This window comes from Kitasatospora sp. NPDC114501 (assembly GCF_055633695.1).
Map to the genome: position 1 here is coordinate 36,584 of NZ_JBVKDS010000018.1, position 13,060 is coordinate 49,643.

The 13,060-nt window shown below is 73.8% G+C and carries 13 protein-coding genes; 4 read left to right on the plus strand and 9 right to left on the minus strand.

Features of this window, described 5'->3' with window-relative positions:
- Position 1: 1 nt before the first annotated feature.
- Positions 2 to 1,081: a sensor histidine kinase gene (locus tag ACZ7RU_RS29875; protein WP_470344234.1), complete on the minus strand. Its 1,080-nt coding sequence runs from the start codon at positions 1,079 to 1,081 to the stop codon at positions 2 to 4.
- A 202-nt stretch (positions 1,082 to 1,283) separates the two neighbouring features.
- Here ACZ7RU_RS29875 and ACZ7RU_RS29880 point away from each other — a divergent pair, with 202 nt between their 5' ends.
- Positions 1,284 to 1,859, plus strand: coding sequence for a hypothetical protein (locus ACZ7RU_RS29880; protein WP_470344081.1), 576 nt, complete (start codon positions 1,284 to 1,286; stop codon positions 1,857 to 1,859).
- Between the two features lie 34 nt (positions 1,860 to 1,893).
- On the opposite strand, the gene ACZ7RU_RS29885 is transcribed toward ACZ7RU_RS29880, so the two are convergent.
- Together ACZ7RU_RS29885 and ACZ7RU_RS29890 are read right to left on the minus strand one after the other, a co-directional pair.
- The gene (locus ACZ7RU_RS29885; RefSeq protein WP_470344082.1) at positions 1,894 to 2,868 is read right to left on the minus strand and encodes a DMT family transporter; all 975 of its coding nucleotides are present in this window, start codon (positions 2,866 to 2,868) and stop codon (positions 1,894 to 1,896) included.
- A gap of 176 nt (positions 2,869 to 3,044) precedes the next feature.
- Complete coding sequence (locus ACZ7RU_RS29890) at positions 3,045 to 3,737, minus strand: CatB-related O-acetyltransferase (RefSeq protein WP_470344083.1); 693 nt, start codon at positions 3,735 to 3,737, stop codon at positions 3,045 to 3,047.
- Positions 3,738 to 3,806: 69 nt separating this feature from the next.
- On the opposite strand from ACZ7RU_RS29890, the gene ACZ7RU_RS29895 reads away from it, so the two are divergent.
- The 3 genes from ACZ7RU_RS29895 (at position 3,807) to ACZ7RU_RS29905 (ending at position 5,806) form a co-directional block, all read left to right on the plus strand.
- Positions 3,807 to 4,493 carry a TetR/AcrR family transcriptional regulator gene (locus ACZ7RU_RS29895; protein ID WP_470344084.1) on the plus strand — a complete coding sequence of 229 codons (687 nt, stop codon included), beginning with the start codon at positions 3,807 to 3,809 and terminating at the stop codon, positions 4,491 to 4,493.
- Between the two features lie 84 nt (positions 4,494 to 4,577).
- On the plus strand, positions 4,578 to 5,285 hold the full coding sequence (locus ACZ7RU_RS29900; protein ID WP_470344085.1) for a peptidylprolyl isomerase: 708 nt from the start codon (positions 4,578 to 4,580) through the stop codon (positions 5,283 to 5,285).
- A gap of 164 nt (positions 5,286 to 5,449) precedes the next feature.
- Positions 5,450 to 5,806, plus strand: a complete 357-nt coding sequence (locus ACZ7RU_RS29905; protein WP_470344086.1) for a MazG-like family protein — start codon at positions 5,450 to 5,452, stop codon at positions 5,804 to 5,806.
- Between the two features lie 56 nt (positions 5,807 to 5,862).
- Here the strand turns inward: ACZ7RU_RS29905 and ACZ7RU_RS29910 are convergent, their stop codons facing one another.
- From ACZ7RU_RS29910 to ACZ7RU_RS29935, 6 genes are all read right to left on the minus strand, one after another.
- A complete protein-coding gene (locus tag ACZ7RU_RS29910) occupies positions 5,863 to 7,173 on the minus strand; it encodes a geranylgeranyl reductase family protein (RefSeq protein WP_470344087.1) in 1,311 nt (436 codons plus the stop codon).
- A gap of 198 nt (positions 7,174 to 7,371) precedes the next feature.
- On the minus strand, positions 7,372 to 8,067 hold the full coding sequence (locus tag ACZ7RU_RS29915; RefSeq protein ID WP_470344088.1) for a demethylmenaquinone methyltransferase: 696 nt from the start codon (positions 8,065 to 8,067) through the stop codon (positions 7,372 to 7,374).
- 161 nt (positions 8,068 to 8,228) lie between these two features.
- A complete protein-coding gene (locus ACZ7RU_RS29920) occupies positions 8,229 to 8,816 on the minus strand; it encodes a hypothetical protein (protein WP_470344089.1) in 588 nt (195 codons plus the stop codon).
- A gap of 250 nt (positions 8,817 to 9,066) precedes the next feature.
- Positions 9,067 to 9,768 carry an amidohydrolase family protein gene (locus tag ACZ7RU_RS29925; protein WP_470344090.1) on the minus strand — a complete coding sequence of 234 codons (702 nt, stop codon included), beginning with the start codon at positions 9,766 to 9,768 and terminating at the stop codon, positions 9,067 to 9,069.
- 76 nt (positions 9,769 to 9,844) lie between these two features.
- On the minus strand, positions 9,845 to 11,065 hold the full coding sequence (gene mqnC, locus ACZ7RU_RS29930; protein ID WP_470344091.1) for a cyclic dehypoxanthinyl futalosine synthase: 1,221 nt from the start codon (positions 11,063 to 11,065) through the stop codon (positions 9,845 to 9,847).
- A gap of 176 nt (positions 11,066 to 11,241) precedes the next feature.
- Positions 11,242 to 13,020 carry a serine/threonine-protein kinase gene (locus ACZ7RU_RS29935; protein ID WP_470344092.1) on the minus strand — a complete coding sequence of 593 codons (1,779 nt, stop codon included), beginning with the start codon at positions 13,018 to 13,020 and terminating at the stop codon, positions 11,242 to 11,244.
- Between the last annotated feature and the right edge of the window lie 40 nt (positions 13,021 to 13,060).

Below are 13,060 nucleotides of genomic sequence, written 5' to 3' on the forward strand. Positions count from 1 at the left end.
TCTACGAGCCCGCCGGCTCTGCGCCGGCCTCTTCCAGCGGCAGCACCGCCGTCACTCGCCAGGCCTCCCGCTCGTGCGGGCCGGCTTCCAGCGAACCGCCGAGAGCCTCCACCCGGGCCGCCAGCCCCGGCAGTCCACTACCGCCGCCCCGGCGCGGCCGCCCCGCCGGACCCGGTGCCCGGCCGTCGTTTGTCACGGTCAGCTCCAGCCGTCCACCGCTGCGGCGGGCCCGGATCTCCACCGCCCGCGCGGCCGGAGCGTGCCGCCGGACATTGGTCAGGGACTCGACCACGATCCGGTGAACGGTGCCCTCCACCTCGCGGGGCACCGGCTCCTTCGGCAGCTCCAAGCGGACTTCGGTGCCGCCCGTCGCGGTGAACCGGTCGGCCACCTCGGCGAGTTCGGCGAGCCCTGGCTGCGGACCTCGGCCGCCGCCCTCCTCGCTGCGCAGCAGCTGTACTGTCCGGTCCAGCGAGGCCAGCGCCCGCTGCCCGGCCTGCTCTATTCGCTGGAACATCTCGGCCGCCCGGGCCGGATCGACCCCGGCCAGATAGGCCCCCGCCTGAGCCTGGGCGACCATGCCGCTGACATCGTGCGCCACGAAGTCGTGCAGGTCGTGGGCCAGCTCCAGCCGCTGCGCCCGCCTGGCCTCGGCCACCGCCTTCCTGCGCCCCTCGTCCAGGCCCCGCAGGTAGAGCCCGATCAGAACGGCCGGCAGGGAGAGCATCGATCCGAAGCCGAAGAGCGTGAGCGCGGCCGCGGGCCCCTCGACGACCGTGAACCGGGACGGCCAGAGGGCGACCGCTCCGCATGCCGCCCAGGCCCCCGCCGCACACCACGGCCCGTCCTCGGTGCGCAGGCCGATCACCACCGACAGCAGCAGCACCGCCAGCTCGGCCAGGCCCACCAGTCCGGCCCAGCGCTGCCCCTCCGTCCAGCGGCCGAGGAGCCAGACGGCGACCGTGACCACGACCGACGCCGCCCCGAGCGCCATGGTCGCGGGCCCCGCTCCGTACCGCCGCCGTGCCACCCAGGCCGGAAGCGCCAGGACCAGGACGACCCCGGACAGGATCTGAGTCATCGTCACCACCTCTCCTCGACTCCTCGACTGCCGTCACACTACGACGCCGCCAAGGCGCGGCGCCTGTGCCGATCGGCATATTTCAAAGGCCGGTTGAGCAGGAGGAACAGCCCGATCGGCATCTGCCGCGAACCCCCGGCGGGCCTCCAGTCTTGAGTCATCGCACCGGCCACGGAGGCCGGAGCCGAAGGGAGTCCGCACCATGTCGAAGCTCGTGATCAACGCCCGCGGCACCGCCCACCGGGCCGGGGCCGTCGCCCCGGACGTCCCGCCCGCCCCGCGCTGGGCCAGGCTCGCCGCCAAGGCCGCCGTCCTCAGCACCATCCCGTCGGGGCTCTGGCGGATCGTCTTCGGCTTCGGCGTCCCGGTGGGCTTCAGCGGCGCGACGGCCGCGGCGTATGCCGAACACCAACCGGGCTGGGGCACGGTCTACTGCGTGGCGCTCAGCGCCCTGGCCGAGGCGCTGGCCTTCCTGACCGTGGGGCTGGTCCGGCCCTGGGGGCTGGTGGCGCCCCGGTGGATCCCGCTGATAGGCGGCCGCCGGGTCCGGCCGCTCGCCGCGATCGTCCCGGCGCTGCTGGGCTCGGCGATCCTCACGTTCATGGGTATGGCGGGGCTGTCCGGCCGCTGGGCCGCCAACCTGGCCGAGCCGGATTCGCCGCACGGCTTCGCCGCCGGGGTGATGACGCTCGCCTACCTGCCCCTGGTCGCCTGGGGCCCGCTGCTCGGCGCGGTCACCGTCGACTACGCCCGCCGGACGCTGCGGCGGCGCCGGTGACGAGGCCTCCGGCGACGGTGACGGGGGCGGGTGGTCACACCTGGGCCGGCTCCGGGCTCGCCCCCACCGCAGCAGGTTCAGCCTCGCCACCGGCCGGGTGCGGCGCGGGGGCGGTGCGCCGGCCCCACTCGGTCGCGACCAGCACCAGGGCTCCGCCGAGCAGGGCGAGCGGGCCCATCCGGTTCCCGGCCACGGTGATCCCGAAGACGGCGGCCCACAGCGGTTCGGTGCCGAGCAGCAGGCTCACCCGTGAGGGCGAGGTGGCCCGCACGGCCCACATCTGGACGAAGAAGGCGAACAGGGTGCAGAACAAGGACAGATGCAGCAGCCAGGCCCACTGGCCGGCCGCGTACGAACGGCCGACCGTCCAGGGCGCGGGCCCGACCGCCAGCGCGACGACGGCGAACACACCGGTGGCCACCGCGAGTTGGACCCAGGTGACGGCGAGCATGTCGGTGTCGCGGACGGCCCGGGTGCGGGCCATCGCAAGGACGTACGCCGTACGGACGAGGGCGGCGCCCAGCACCAGCAGATCACCGAGCGCCGGGGGACGCAGCCCGCCGTCGCCGGTGAGCAGGGCGACGCCGAGGACGGCCAGCCCGGCGGCCGCGAGGAAGGCCTTCGGCGGTGCGGTCCGGCCGAGGGCGCTCTCGCCGAGTGGGGTGAGCACCATCGCGAGGCTGATGATCAGCCCGGCATTGGTCGCGGAGGTGTGCACGGCTCCGTAGGTCTCCAGCAGGAAGATCCCGCTGAGCACCAGCCCCAGTGCGGCGCCGCCGAGCCACTCGGCGCGGCTCAGCCTCCGCAGCGCGCGCCAGGCGACGACCCCCAGCAGCGGCAGCACCAGCCCGAACCGCAGCACGAGCATCGCCACGACCGTCCCGGGTTCGGCCACCCGCTGGACGGCGAGGAAGCTCGACCCCCACACCACCGCCACGAGCAGGACCGGAAGATCACGAAGGACCGACGAGGGCGAGCCCTCGGACAGGTCGGACGAGGAGGCTGGCATGCGGAAGATCCCTCCGAGCGGACGGAACCGGCGGGTGCGAGTACCGTACGGCGTCGGACGGACCCAGGAGCCGGGCACGAGGCCCGGCGGTGGATGGGGTGGGGCGCGGAGCAAGGAGGCGCCATCTTCGCGCACCGGGCCGCCGATGATCAATGCCTTGGCCGGGTCCGGGTGGGTCAGGCGGCGAGCAGACCGTTCGCCGCGGCGATCGCCTCGATGTCGGCCGGGGTCCCGGACATGATGGCGCGGACGTGCTCGGTGACCAGCTCGGCCGGCCAGTCCCACCAGGCCGCACGGAGCAGGCGCCCGGTGTCGGCGTCGTCGAAGCGGCGGCGGATCGGGCGCGCGGGGTTGCCGCCGACGACGGTGTACGGCTCGACGTCGGAGGTGACCATCGCTCCGGCCGCGATGATCGCGCCGTCGCCGATCCGGACGCCGGGCAGGACGGTGGCCCCGTGGCCGAACCAGACGTCGTTGCCGACCACCGTGTCACCCCGACTGGGCAGGCCCGTGACGATGTCGAGGGTCCGCTCGGTCCAACTGCCGCCGAACATCGTGAAGGGGAAGGTGGAGACGCCGATGCTCGGATGAGCGGCCCCGGCCATCAGGAACCGGGTACCGGTGGCGATCGCGCAGTACCGGCCGATCACCAGCCGCTCGGGGCCGTACGCGTAGAGGACGTTGCGCTCCTCGAAGCGGGTGGCTCCGTCGGGGTCGTCGAAGTAGGTGTACTCGCCGACCTCGATCCGCGGATCGGTGACGAGCGGGCGCAGCAGGACGACCCGGTCGTGGCCGGCCAGTGGGTGGAGGGCGGTGGGGTCGGGGATGACGGTGGCGGACAAACGCGAACTCCTCTCGTAATGCGACATGAGTCGCATTACGATGAGCATGGCACGACCACCATCCCACGGCAAGCCTTAACGCGACTGGAGTCGACTTTGACCGGAGCCACCCATCCCGCGCCCCACTCCGCCCCGGAGTCCGCACCCGACCCCACCCCGGAGCCCCGCACCCCCACTCCGCGCCCGGGTGGGCGCAGCGCCCGGGTCCGGGCGGAGGTGGTCACCGCCACGCTCGCCGAGGTCACCGAGAAGGGGTACGACGGCCTCGCCGTCGAGGCGGTCGCCACCCGCTCCGGCGTCCACAAGGCGACCCTCTACCGGCGCTGGGGCGGGGTGGACGGCCTGGTCGCCGACGCCCTGACCGCCTCGTCCGACCAGCCCTGGCCCCTGCCCGACACCGGAGACCTCCAGCAGGACCTCCGCCAGATCACCCAGGAGGTGTTCAGCGTCTTCACCGACCCGGAGCTCGGCCCCACGCCCACCGCACTGATCTCCGCCGCCCAGCGCTCGGACGCCGGCGCGACCGCCCTGCGCGCCTTCTTCACGGCCCGGCACCGCCAAGCCGCCGAGGTGGTCGAACGGGCCGTCACCCGGGGCGAGTTGCCCGCCGGTACGGACGGCGCCGAGGTGGTCCGGGCCGCCACCGCGCCGCTCTACTACCGCCTGTTCGTCTCCGGCGAGCCGCTGGACGCCCGCACCGCCGAGCGGGCGGCCGACGCCGCGACCCTGGCCGCCCGCGCCGGACTCTTCACCTCCACCACGACGTCCCCGGAGCCGAACTGACAGATCATCATCCCGCTCCCGTCTCGGGGGCCCCTGTCGTCCCAACCCCTACCGCATCCCCACCCGGCCGTGGATGATGCACCCATGACAACCCAGCCGTCCACCACGCCCCGGAAGGCCCGTCACGTGAAGCGCAAGCACTGGGCGCTGGTCGCCGCCGCCACCGCCCTCCCGCTCGTGGCGAGCACCGGCACCGCCATCGCGGACACCCCCGCGGCAGCCACCCCCGCCGCCGGCTGCACCTACACGCCGGCCGTCCCGGCCGACAACTTCAAGGGCATCCCGGTGTTCGACGCCAAGAAGGCGGCGAAGCCCTACCGCGCGACACTGCGGACCAGCCAGGGCCAGATCACCTTCGAGGCACTGACCGACAAGGCGCCCTGCACCACCTTCTCGTTCCGGTTCCTCGCCGAGCACGACTACTTCGACCGCAGCCACTGCCACCGCCTCACCACCCAGCGGATCTACGTCCTCCAGTGCGGCGACCCGACCGGCACGGGCAGCGGCGGTCCGGGCTACTCGTTCCCGGACGAGAACCTGACCGGCGCCACCTACCCGGCCGGCACCGTGGCCATGGCCAACGCCGGTCCGAACACCAACGGCAGCCAGTTCTTCTTCGTCTGGAAGGACACCAAGCTCTCCCCCGCCTACACCCCGTTCGGCCGGATCACCGGCGGCCTGGACGTCCTCCAGAAGATAGCCGCCGGGGGCGAGGACGACCAGAACAACCCGGGCGACGGCTTCCCCAACCTGCCGGTGAACATCCGCAACGTGAAGATCAGCACCCGCTGACCCTGCGGGCCGGTCAGCGCCGGCCCCGGCCGGACAGACCCGGCCGGACAGACCCGGCCGGACAGACCTGGCCGGACAGCCCCGGCCCGCCATCCGCCCGCCCGCCCCCGCTCCCGTACGGTGGCAGCACCAACGACACCGCATGGGAGCAGGAGCGACGCCGCATGGACAGCCGGATCTGGGAGAGCGTCGACCACCTGGTCGCATGGCTCGACGAGCGGACCACGCAGTCGCCCCAGGAGGAGCGGCTGCTGCGGATCCTCAAGCTCTCCGAGGAGGTCGGCGAGGTCGGCGCGGCGGTGATCGGCGCCACCGGTCAGAACCCGCGCAAGGGCGTCACCCACTCCTGGGAGGACGTCCAGCACGAGCTCTGCGACGTCGTCTTCGCCGCCCTCGTCGCCCTGCGGACCCTCACGCCCGACGCGGCCCGGGTCTTCGCCGAGCGCCTCGCCTACGTCGAGGAACGCTCGGCCGCCTCCCGCCGGCCGACGGAGGCACCCCGGACGGCCGACGAGGTGTAGGCGACGCCCCGCCCGACCCACTCAAGCGTCGGACCGGACCACGCGCCCGGCCGCCGTCAGGCGTTCGGCGCGACCCGGGCGAGGCCGTTGATCACGCGGTCCATCGCGTCGCCGCCCTGCGGGTCGGTGAGGTTGGCGAGCAGCTTGAGGGTGAAGCGCATCAGCATCGGGTGGGTGAGGCCGCGCTGGGTGGCGATCTGCATCACCCTGGGGTTGCCGATGAGCTTCACGAAGGCGCGGCCCAGCGTGTAGTAGCCGCCGTACACGTCCTTGAGGATGCGCGGGTAGGCCTGGAGGGCGCGCTCGCGGCCGCCGTCGGTGACCCGGGCGAGGGCCTGCACGATGACCCCGGCGGCGATCTGGCCGGATTCCATCGCGTAGGCGATGCCCTCGCCGTTGAACGGGTTGACCATGCCGCCCGCGTCGCCGACGAGCAGCAGGCCGCGGGTGTAGTGCGGCTGCCGGTTGAAGGCCATCGGCAGCGCGGCGCCGCGGATCGGCTCGGTCATGTTCTCGGGGGTGTAGCCCCACTCCTCCGGCATCCCGGCGCACCAGGCCTTGAGCACCTCGCGCCAGTCCAGCTCGCCGAACGCGGGTGAGGAGTTGAGGATGCCGAGGCCGACGTTGGAGGTCCCGTCGCCCATGCCGAAGACCCAGCCGTACCCGGGCAGCAGCTTGCGCTCGCCGCCACGGGTGTCCCACAGCTCCAGCCAGGACTCCAGGTAGTCGTCGTCGTGACGCGGGGAGGTGAAGTAGGTGCGGTAGGCGACGCCCATCGGGCGGTCCTCGCGCCGGTGCAGGCCCATGGCGAGCGAGAGCCGGGTGGAGTTGCCGTCGGCGGCGACCACCAGCGGAGCCCGGAAGGTGACAGGCCGCTTCTCGTCGCCGAGCTTGGCGGTGACGCCGACGATCCGGCCGGTGCGCTCGTCCAGGACCGGCCCGCTGACGTTGCAGCGCTCGTAGAGCCGCGCGCCGGCCTTCTCGGCCTGACGGGCCAGCAGCTCGTCGAAGTCGGCGCGCTTGCGCACCAGGCCGTAGTCGGGGAAGGAGGACAGCTCGGGCCAGTCCAGCTCCAGCCGGACGCCGCCGCCGATGATGCGCAGGCCCTTGTTGTGCAGCCAGCCGTTCTCGGTGGAGACGTCGATGCCCATGTCCACCAGCTGCTTGGTGGCACGCGGGGTCAGGCCGTCGCCGCAGACCTTCTCGCGCGGGAAGGCGGTCTTCTCCAGCAGCAGGACGTCCAGTCCGGCCTGGGCCAGGTAGTACGCGGTGGCGGAGCCGGCCGGGCCCGCACCGACCACGATGACGTCGGCCGTGCTCTCCACGGGGCTGTCCGGCTTCGTCAGATCGGCTGCGGTCTCGGACACGTGGACACACTCCTGGAACTGCGGCTGGGGGACGGCGGCTTTGTCTCCGGCAGTCTAGTTCCGCTCACGCCACCGGATGCGCCCCCGCCCCGACCTCCGGCACGGCCGGAACCGGCCGACTCCGAACCGACCCCGAACCGACTCCGAACCGACTCCGAACCCGACCTGACCCGACCGAACGAACCGACCGGGGCCCGGCTACGCGATCTTGTAGGCCCGGTGCAACGCGACGATCCCACCGGTCAGGTTCCGCCAGGCGACCTTCGACCAGCCGTTGTCCTGGAGCTTGGCGGCCAGCCCCGGCTGGTCCGGCCAGGCCCGGATGGACTCGGCGAGGTAGACGTACGCCTCCGGGTTGCTGCTGACGGCGGTGGCCACCGGCGGCAGCGCGCGCATCAGGTACTCGGTGTAGACCGTCCGGAACGGCGTCCAGGTCGGGGTGGAGAACTCGCAGATCACCAGCTTGCCGCCGGGCTTGGTGACCCGCAGCATCTCGCGCAGCGCCGCGTCGGTGTCCTGGACGTTGCGCAGCGCGAAGGAGATCGTCACCGAGTCGAAGGCGCCGTCCGCGAACGGCAGCCGGGTGGCGTCACCGGCGGTGAGCGCCAGCTCGGGGTGGCGGCGCTTGCCCTCGGTGAGCATGCCGACCGAGAAGTCGCACGGGACGACCTGCGCCCCGGCCTCGGCGAAGGGCAGCGAGGAGGTGCCGGTGCCGGCCCCGAGGTCGAGCACGAGGTCCCCCGGTCCGGCGTCCACCGCCTCGGCCACCGCCCGGCGCCAGGCGCGGGCCTGGCCGAGGGAGAGCACGTCGTTGGTGCGGTCGTACTTGGCCGCGACGTCGTCGAACATGGCGGCGACTTCGTGCGGCTGCTTGTCCAGAGAGGCTCGGGTCACGCCCCCATTGTTCACCCTCGTACGGACACCCCGACCAACGGGGCACGCCGACCCCGGCCGAACCCCGAGCCGCGCCCCTGAGCCGACCCTCCAGGCCGCGCCCCTGGGCCGAAGCCCTGGGCCGCACCCCCCGAGCGCCCCCGGGCGCCCCAGGCGCCCCGTCAGTGCTGGGCGCGCCGCCCGCCCGAGCGGCGCCGTCGGCGGGACCGCTTGCCGTGGGTTATCGCGGGCATCCCGTCCGCCAGCGCCCCCGTCGCCAGTGCGAGGTTGACGGCCAGCTTCCCCTGCCCGCCGCGGATCGCGAGGGCCTTGTGGTGCCGCCGGATCCGCAGCACGCAGATCACGAAGAGCACGACGGCCACCGGCACGCTGAACCGGGCCAGGCCCACCCCGACCGGCTGCGGGTAGGTGTCGCCGCAGATCCGCACCGCGCCCGGGTCGTCGGCTGCGTGCTCCAGGCAGATCCTGTCGCCGAGTCGGGCGCCGTCCGAGAGCGGCAGCGCGGCCGCGGTGTGCGGCTCGCCGCCGGCCCGGTAGCTGACGGCGCTGTAGGTGCCGCCGCCGGTCGGGAGCTGGGTGACGACCCCCTCGACTCTCACCGGGTGCGCCTCGATCCGGTCGGCCTGGTCGGCCTGGCGCCAACCGAGCAGGCACATCCCGACGGCCAGCACGGCGCTGAGCACGGCGGCGAGGTACCAACCACGGCCCATCCGCGGGGTGCGCGGCGGGGGAACGGTCGCGGTTCGCATGGTTCCTGTCCTGGCTTGCCTTCGGGGCCGGGGACACGGCCCCGCCGCCCGCGGGCGCGGGCAGTGGTGTGGTGAGGGTACGGAGTGAGCTGTCCGGGATCGTATCCGCTGGCGGGCCCTCAGGTCACGATGAAGGGACAATCACTCTTCGGGACCGACACCGGAGTTCGGGTGCACACGAAGCAAGTCCTGTGCGCCGCAAGGAAATCCGACTACTGACGAGTACGTCACACCCGCCGTGACGACCGTCTCACCGTCGGCGGTACACCAACCGCCCGCCCAGCACCGTGGCCAGGCACCCGCCGGCCGCCGGTTCGCCACGCCCGCCCCCCGCGACCACCGACCCGCCACGCCCCTCCCCCGCGACCGCGACCGCGACCGCGACCACGAACACCGCGAAGTCCGCCCGGCCCCCGGGCACCACCCGGCCGTGCACGGCCTCCGTGAACGGCAGGACGGCCAGCGGGTCCAGCGGCCCCGCGTCCCCGCCGTCCGCCTCACCGGTCGGAGCGGAACGACCGGGCAGGCCGACGACCCCCGACCGCGCCACCGCCGTCCGCACCGAGGCCCGCTCGAAGGGCCCGGCCACCGCCGTCACCCCGTATCCGAGCATCCGCTGTAGGCCGCGCCGCGCACTGGCCCCGCACCGCGCCTCGTCCGTGGACCCGGCCAGCCCGTCCGCCAGGGGTTCGAGGCCGATCTCCTCCCGCGGATCCGGGTGGTACGCGCGTTCCAGCAGCCAGTGCCCGTACGGATTGCGCAGCCCCGGGGCGAGCACGGCCGCACCCCAGTCCCGCACCCGCGCACCCGGGTGCGCGGCCGCCAGTTCCCCGTACGGTCCGACCGCCTCCACCAGCTCGCCACGCACCACCACCGCCCCGTCGGCGATGGACGGGGCGGTGGGATCGGCCGGGTCGGGCAGCACGAACGCCGCCCGGTGCAGAGTCAGCACGACAACGCCTTCGACTTCGACGGCATCACCGGCACCGGCGACACCAGCAAGACCGGCACCGGCGACACCGGAGGACTCAGTTGTCCAGGATCTTCAGCTCGGGGTGCGCGGTGCCGCCCTCGATCGCCGTGGAGGCGATGTGCGAGGCGACCCGCGGGTCGACCGGGTCGTTGGCCGGGTCGTCCAGCACCCGCAGGTGCTGGTAGGTGGTCGAGCGCTGCGCCGGGACGCGGTCGGCGGCCCGGATGAGGTGGATCAGCTCGGTGAGGTTGGAGCGGTGCTTGGCGCCCGCCGCCGAGACGACGTTCTCCTCCAGCATCACGGACCCGAGGTCGTCCGCACCGTAGTGCAGCGACAGCTGGCCGGCCTCCTTGCCGGTGGTGAGCCAGGAGCCCTGGATGTGGGCGACGTTGTCGAGGAACAGGCGGGCGATCGAGATCATCCGCAGGTACTCGAAGACGGTGGCCTGGGTCGTGCCCTTCAGGTGGTTGTTCTGCGGCTGGTAGGTGTACGGGATGAAGGCCCGGAAGCCGCCGGTGCGGTCCTGCACGTCGCGGATCATCCGCAGGTGCTCGATCCGCTCGGCGTTGGTCTCGCCGGTGCCCATCAGCATGGTGGAGGTGGACTCGACACCGAGGCCGTGGGCGATCTCCATGATCTCCAGCCAGCGCTCGCCGGACTCCTTCAGCGGGGCGATCGCCTTGCGCGGCCGCTCCGGCAGCAGCTCGGCGCCGGCGCCGGCGAAGGAGTCCAGACCCGCCTTGTGGATCCGGGTGATGGCCTCCTCGACGGAGACGCCCGAGATCCGCGCCATGTGCTCGACCTCGGAGGCGCCCAGCGAGTGGATCACCAGCTGCGGGAAGTCGGCCTTGATCGCCGAGAACGCGCGCTCGTAGTACTCCACGCCGTAGTCCGGGTGGTGGCCGCCCTGGAACATGATCTGGGTGCCGCCCAGCTCGACCGTCTCGGCGCAGCGGCGCAGGATCTCGTCGAGCTCGCGGGACCACCCCTTGTCGCTCTTCGGCGGCACGTAGAAGGCGCAGAACTTGCACGCCGTCACGCAGACGTTGGTGTAGTTGATGTTGCGCTCGATGATGTACGTCGCGATGTGCTCGGTACCCGCGTAGCGACGGCGGCGCACCGCGTCGGCGGCGGAGCCGAGCGCGTGCAGCGGCGCCGAGCGGTAGAGCTCCAGCGCCTCCTCCGGGGTGATCCGGCCACCGGCGGCGGCCCGGTCGAGCACGGCCTTCAGGTCGGTGCTGGACGCATCGAGGGTGGTCGCTGCGAGCTCGGTCACCTGGCGGCCTTCTCTCTCTCAAGTGCTACTCGGGTACGGCCGAACCAGCCTACGCCAGCACATTCCGCCGCCCGCGTCAGCCCGCTGAACCACGGCCTCCCCACCCGACACCCTGCCCGAGACCCCGCCCGGACGCCCCGCCCGACACCCTGCCCGAGCCCCCGCCCGGACTCGCCTCAGCCCTCCTCCCCGTCCGCCCCGTCCGCCTGACGCATGGTGCCGGTCGGGTTCCCGGCCGGCGGATCGACGGAGACGAAGCGGATCGTCCCGTCGGGCTGGAGGGTGAGCGTCTCCGTGTTGGACCCGCCGGTGCAGGCGCCGGGGATCGAGGAGCGGACCAGCCGGGACTGGAACACCAACTTGGTGGCGGAGGCCGACTTGAGCGTCCAGACGCCCTCGCAGCTGATCGAGATCAGCCCCGAGACGGCGTTGCGGCTGGTGACGCCCTCCTGCCCGATCGCCGCCGGACGGATGGTGAGCGTGGTGGTCCCGGCGGGCAGTCCCTTGTTGGTGACCATGTCCCCGCTCCAGGTGCCGAGGAAGGCCGCGGGCACCGCGCTCGGCCCGTCCGTCCCGGACGGCACGGCACCCGGGACGGACGCCGTCGCGCTCCCCGGGGCTCCGGAGGCCGAGGCCACCCCGGAGGCGAAGGTCCCGCTCGGCAGGACCGCCGGGCCCGGATCGACGGACACCTCCGGCAGCGGCCCCGCCGACGGCCCCGGCACCGCCGGGTCGGCCCGGTGCAGCCACCCGTACAGCCCGTACCCGCCGCCCCCGAGCACCGCGAGCGCCGCCACGGCCGCCACCGCGATCCGGACCCGCCGCCGCCGCGCCTTCGCGGGTTCGTCCCAGACGCCCACGCGCAGCGGCTGGTGAGCCCCTTCCCCCTCCGGCTCGCTCCCGGACACGAAGGTCGGAGTCCGCACGGCCTCGCCGGCCCCGACCCCGACCCCCGCCCCGGCCGCCGCCCCGGAAGCGCCCGCATCCATCGCCACCCCGCCCGGACCCGTCTCCCCCGCTGTCTCCGCGGTTCCCGGCTCCCCGTTCGGGTCCAGGTCCAGGTCCAGCAGCTCCACCGCGCTGCGCCCCACCCCGGCCGCCAGCTCCGCGGGCAGCCAGCCGCCCCGCGACAGCCGGGTGCCGGCCGTGCCGTCCGGGTCCAGCCGGTCGCGCAGCTGCCACGGGGTAGGCCGGGCGGCCGGGTCCTTGGCCAGGCAGTCGAGCACGGTCCTCCGCAGCGGCTCGGACAGCCCGGCCACGTCCGGTTCCTCGTGCAGCACCCGGTAGAGCAGGACGGCCGCGCTGACCCCCTCGCCGAAGGGGTGCACGCCGGTCGCGGCGAAGGCGAGGACGGCGCCGAGCGAGAAGACGTCCCCGGCCGGCCCGACCGGCTGCCCGTTCGCCTGCTCGGGTGACATGAAGCCTGGCGATCCGACCACGTAACCGGAACGGGTGAGGCCGCCGGCGGCGTCCAGGGCGCGGGCGATCCCGAAGTCGATCAGCCGCGGCCCGTCCAGGGTGAGCAGCACGTTGGAGGGCTTGACGTCCCGGTGCACCAGGCCGAGCCCGTGGACGTGGGCGAGCGCCTCGGTGAGCCCGACGCCGAGCGCGCGCACGGCCGGTTCGGGCAGCGGCCCGTACGTCCGGACGGCGTCGCCGAGCGCGGGGCCCGCCACGTAGCCGGTGGCGACCCAGGGCTGCCCGCCCTCGGTGTCGGCGTCCAGCACGGGCGCGGTCCAGGCGCCGCCGACCCGCCGGGCGGCGGCCACCTCCTGCCGGAACCGGGCGCGGAACTCGGCGTCGTCCGCGAGTTCCGACCGCACCACCTTGACGGCGACGGTGCGCCCGCCGGCCGTCCGGCCGAGGTAGACCCGGCCCATCCCGCCCGAGCCGAGCCGGCGCAGCAGCCGGTAGCCGCCCACCTGGCGAGGATCGTCCGATCCCAGTGCCCGCATCCCCGCACGCTCCCCTCGCCCGCTCGGCCGCGCGCCCGAC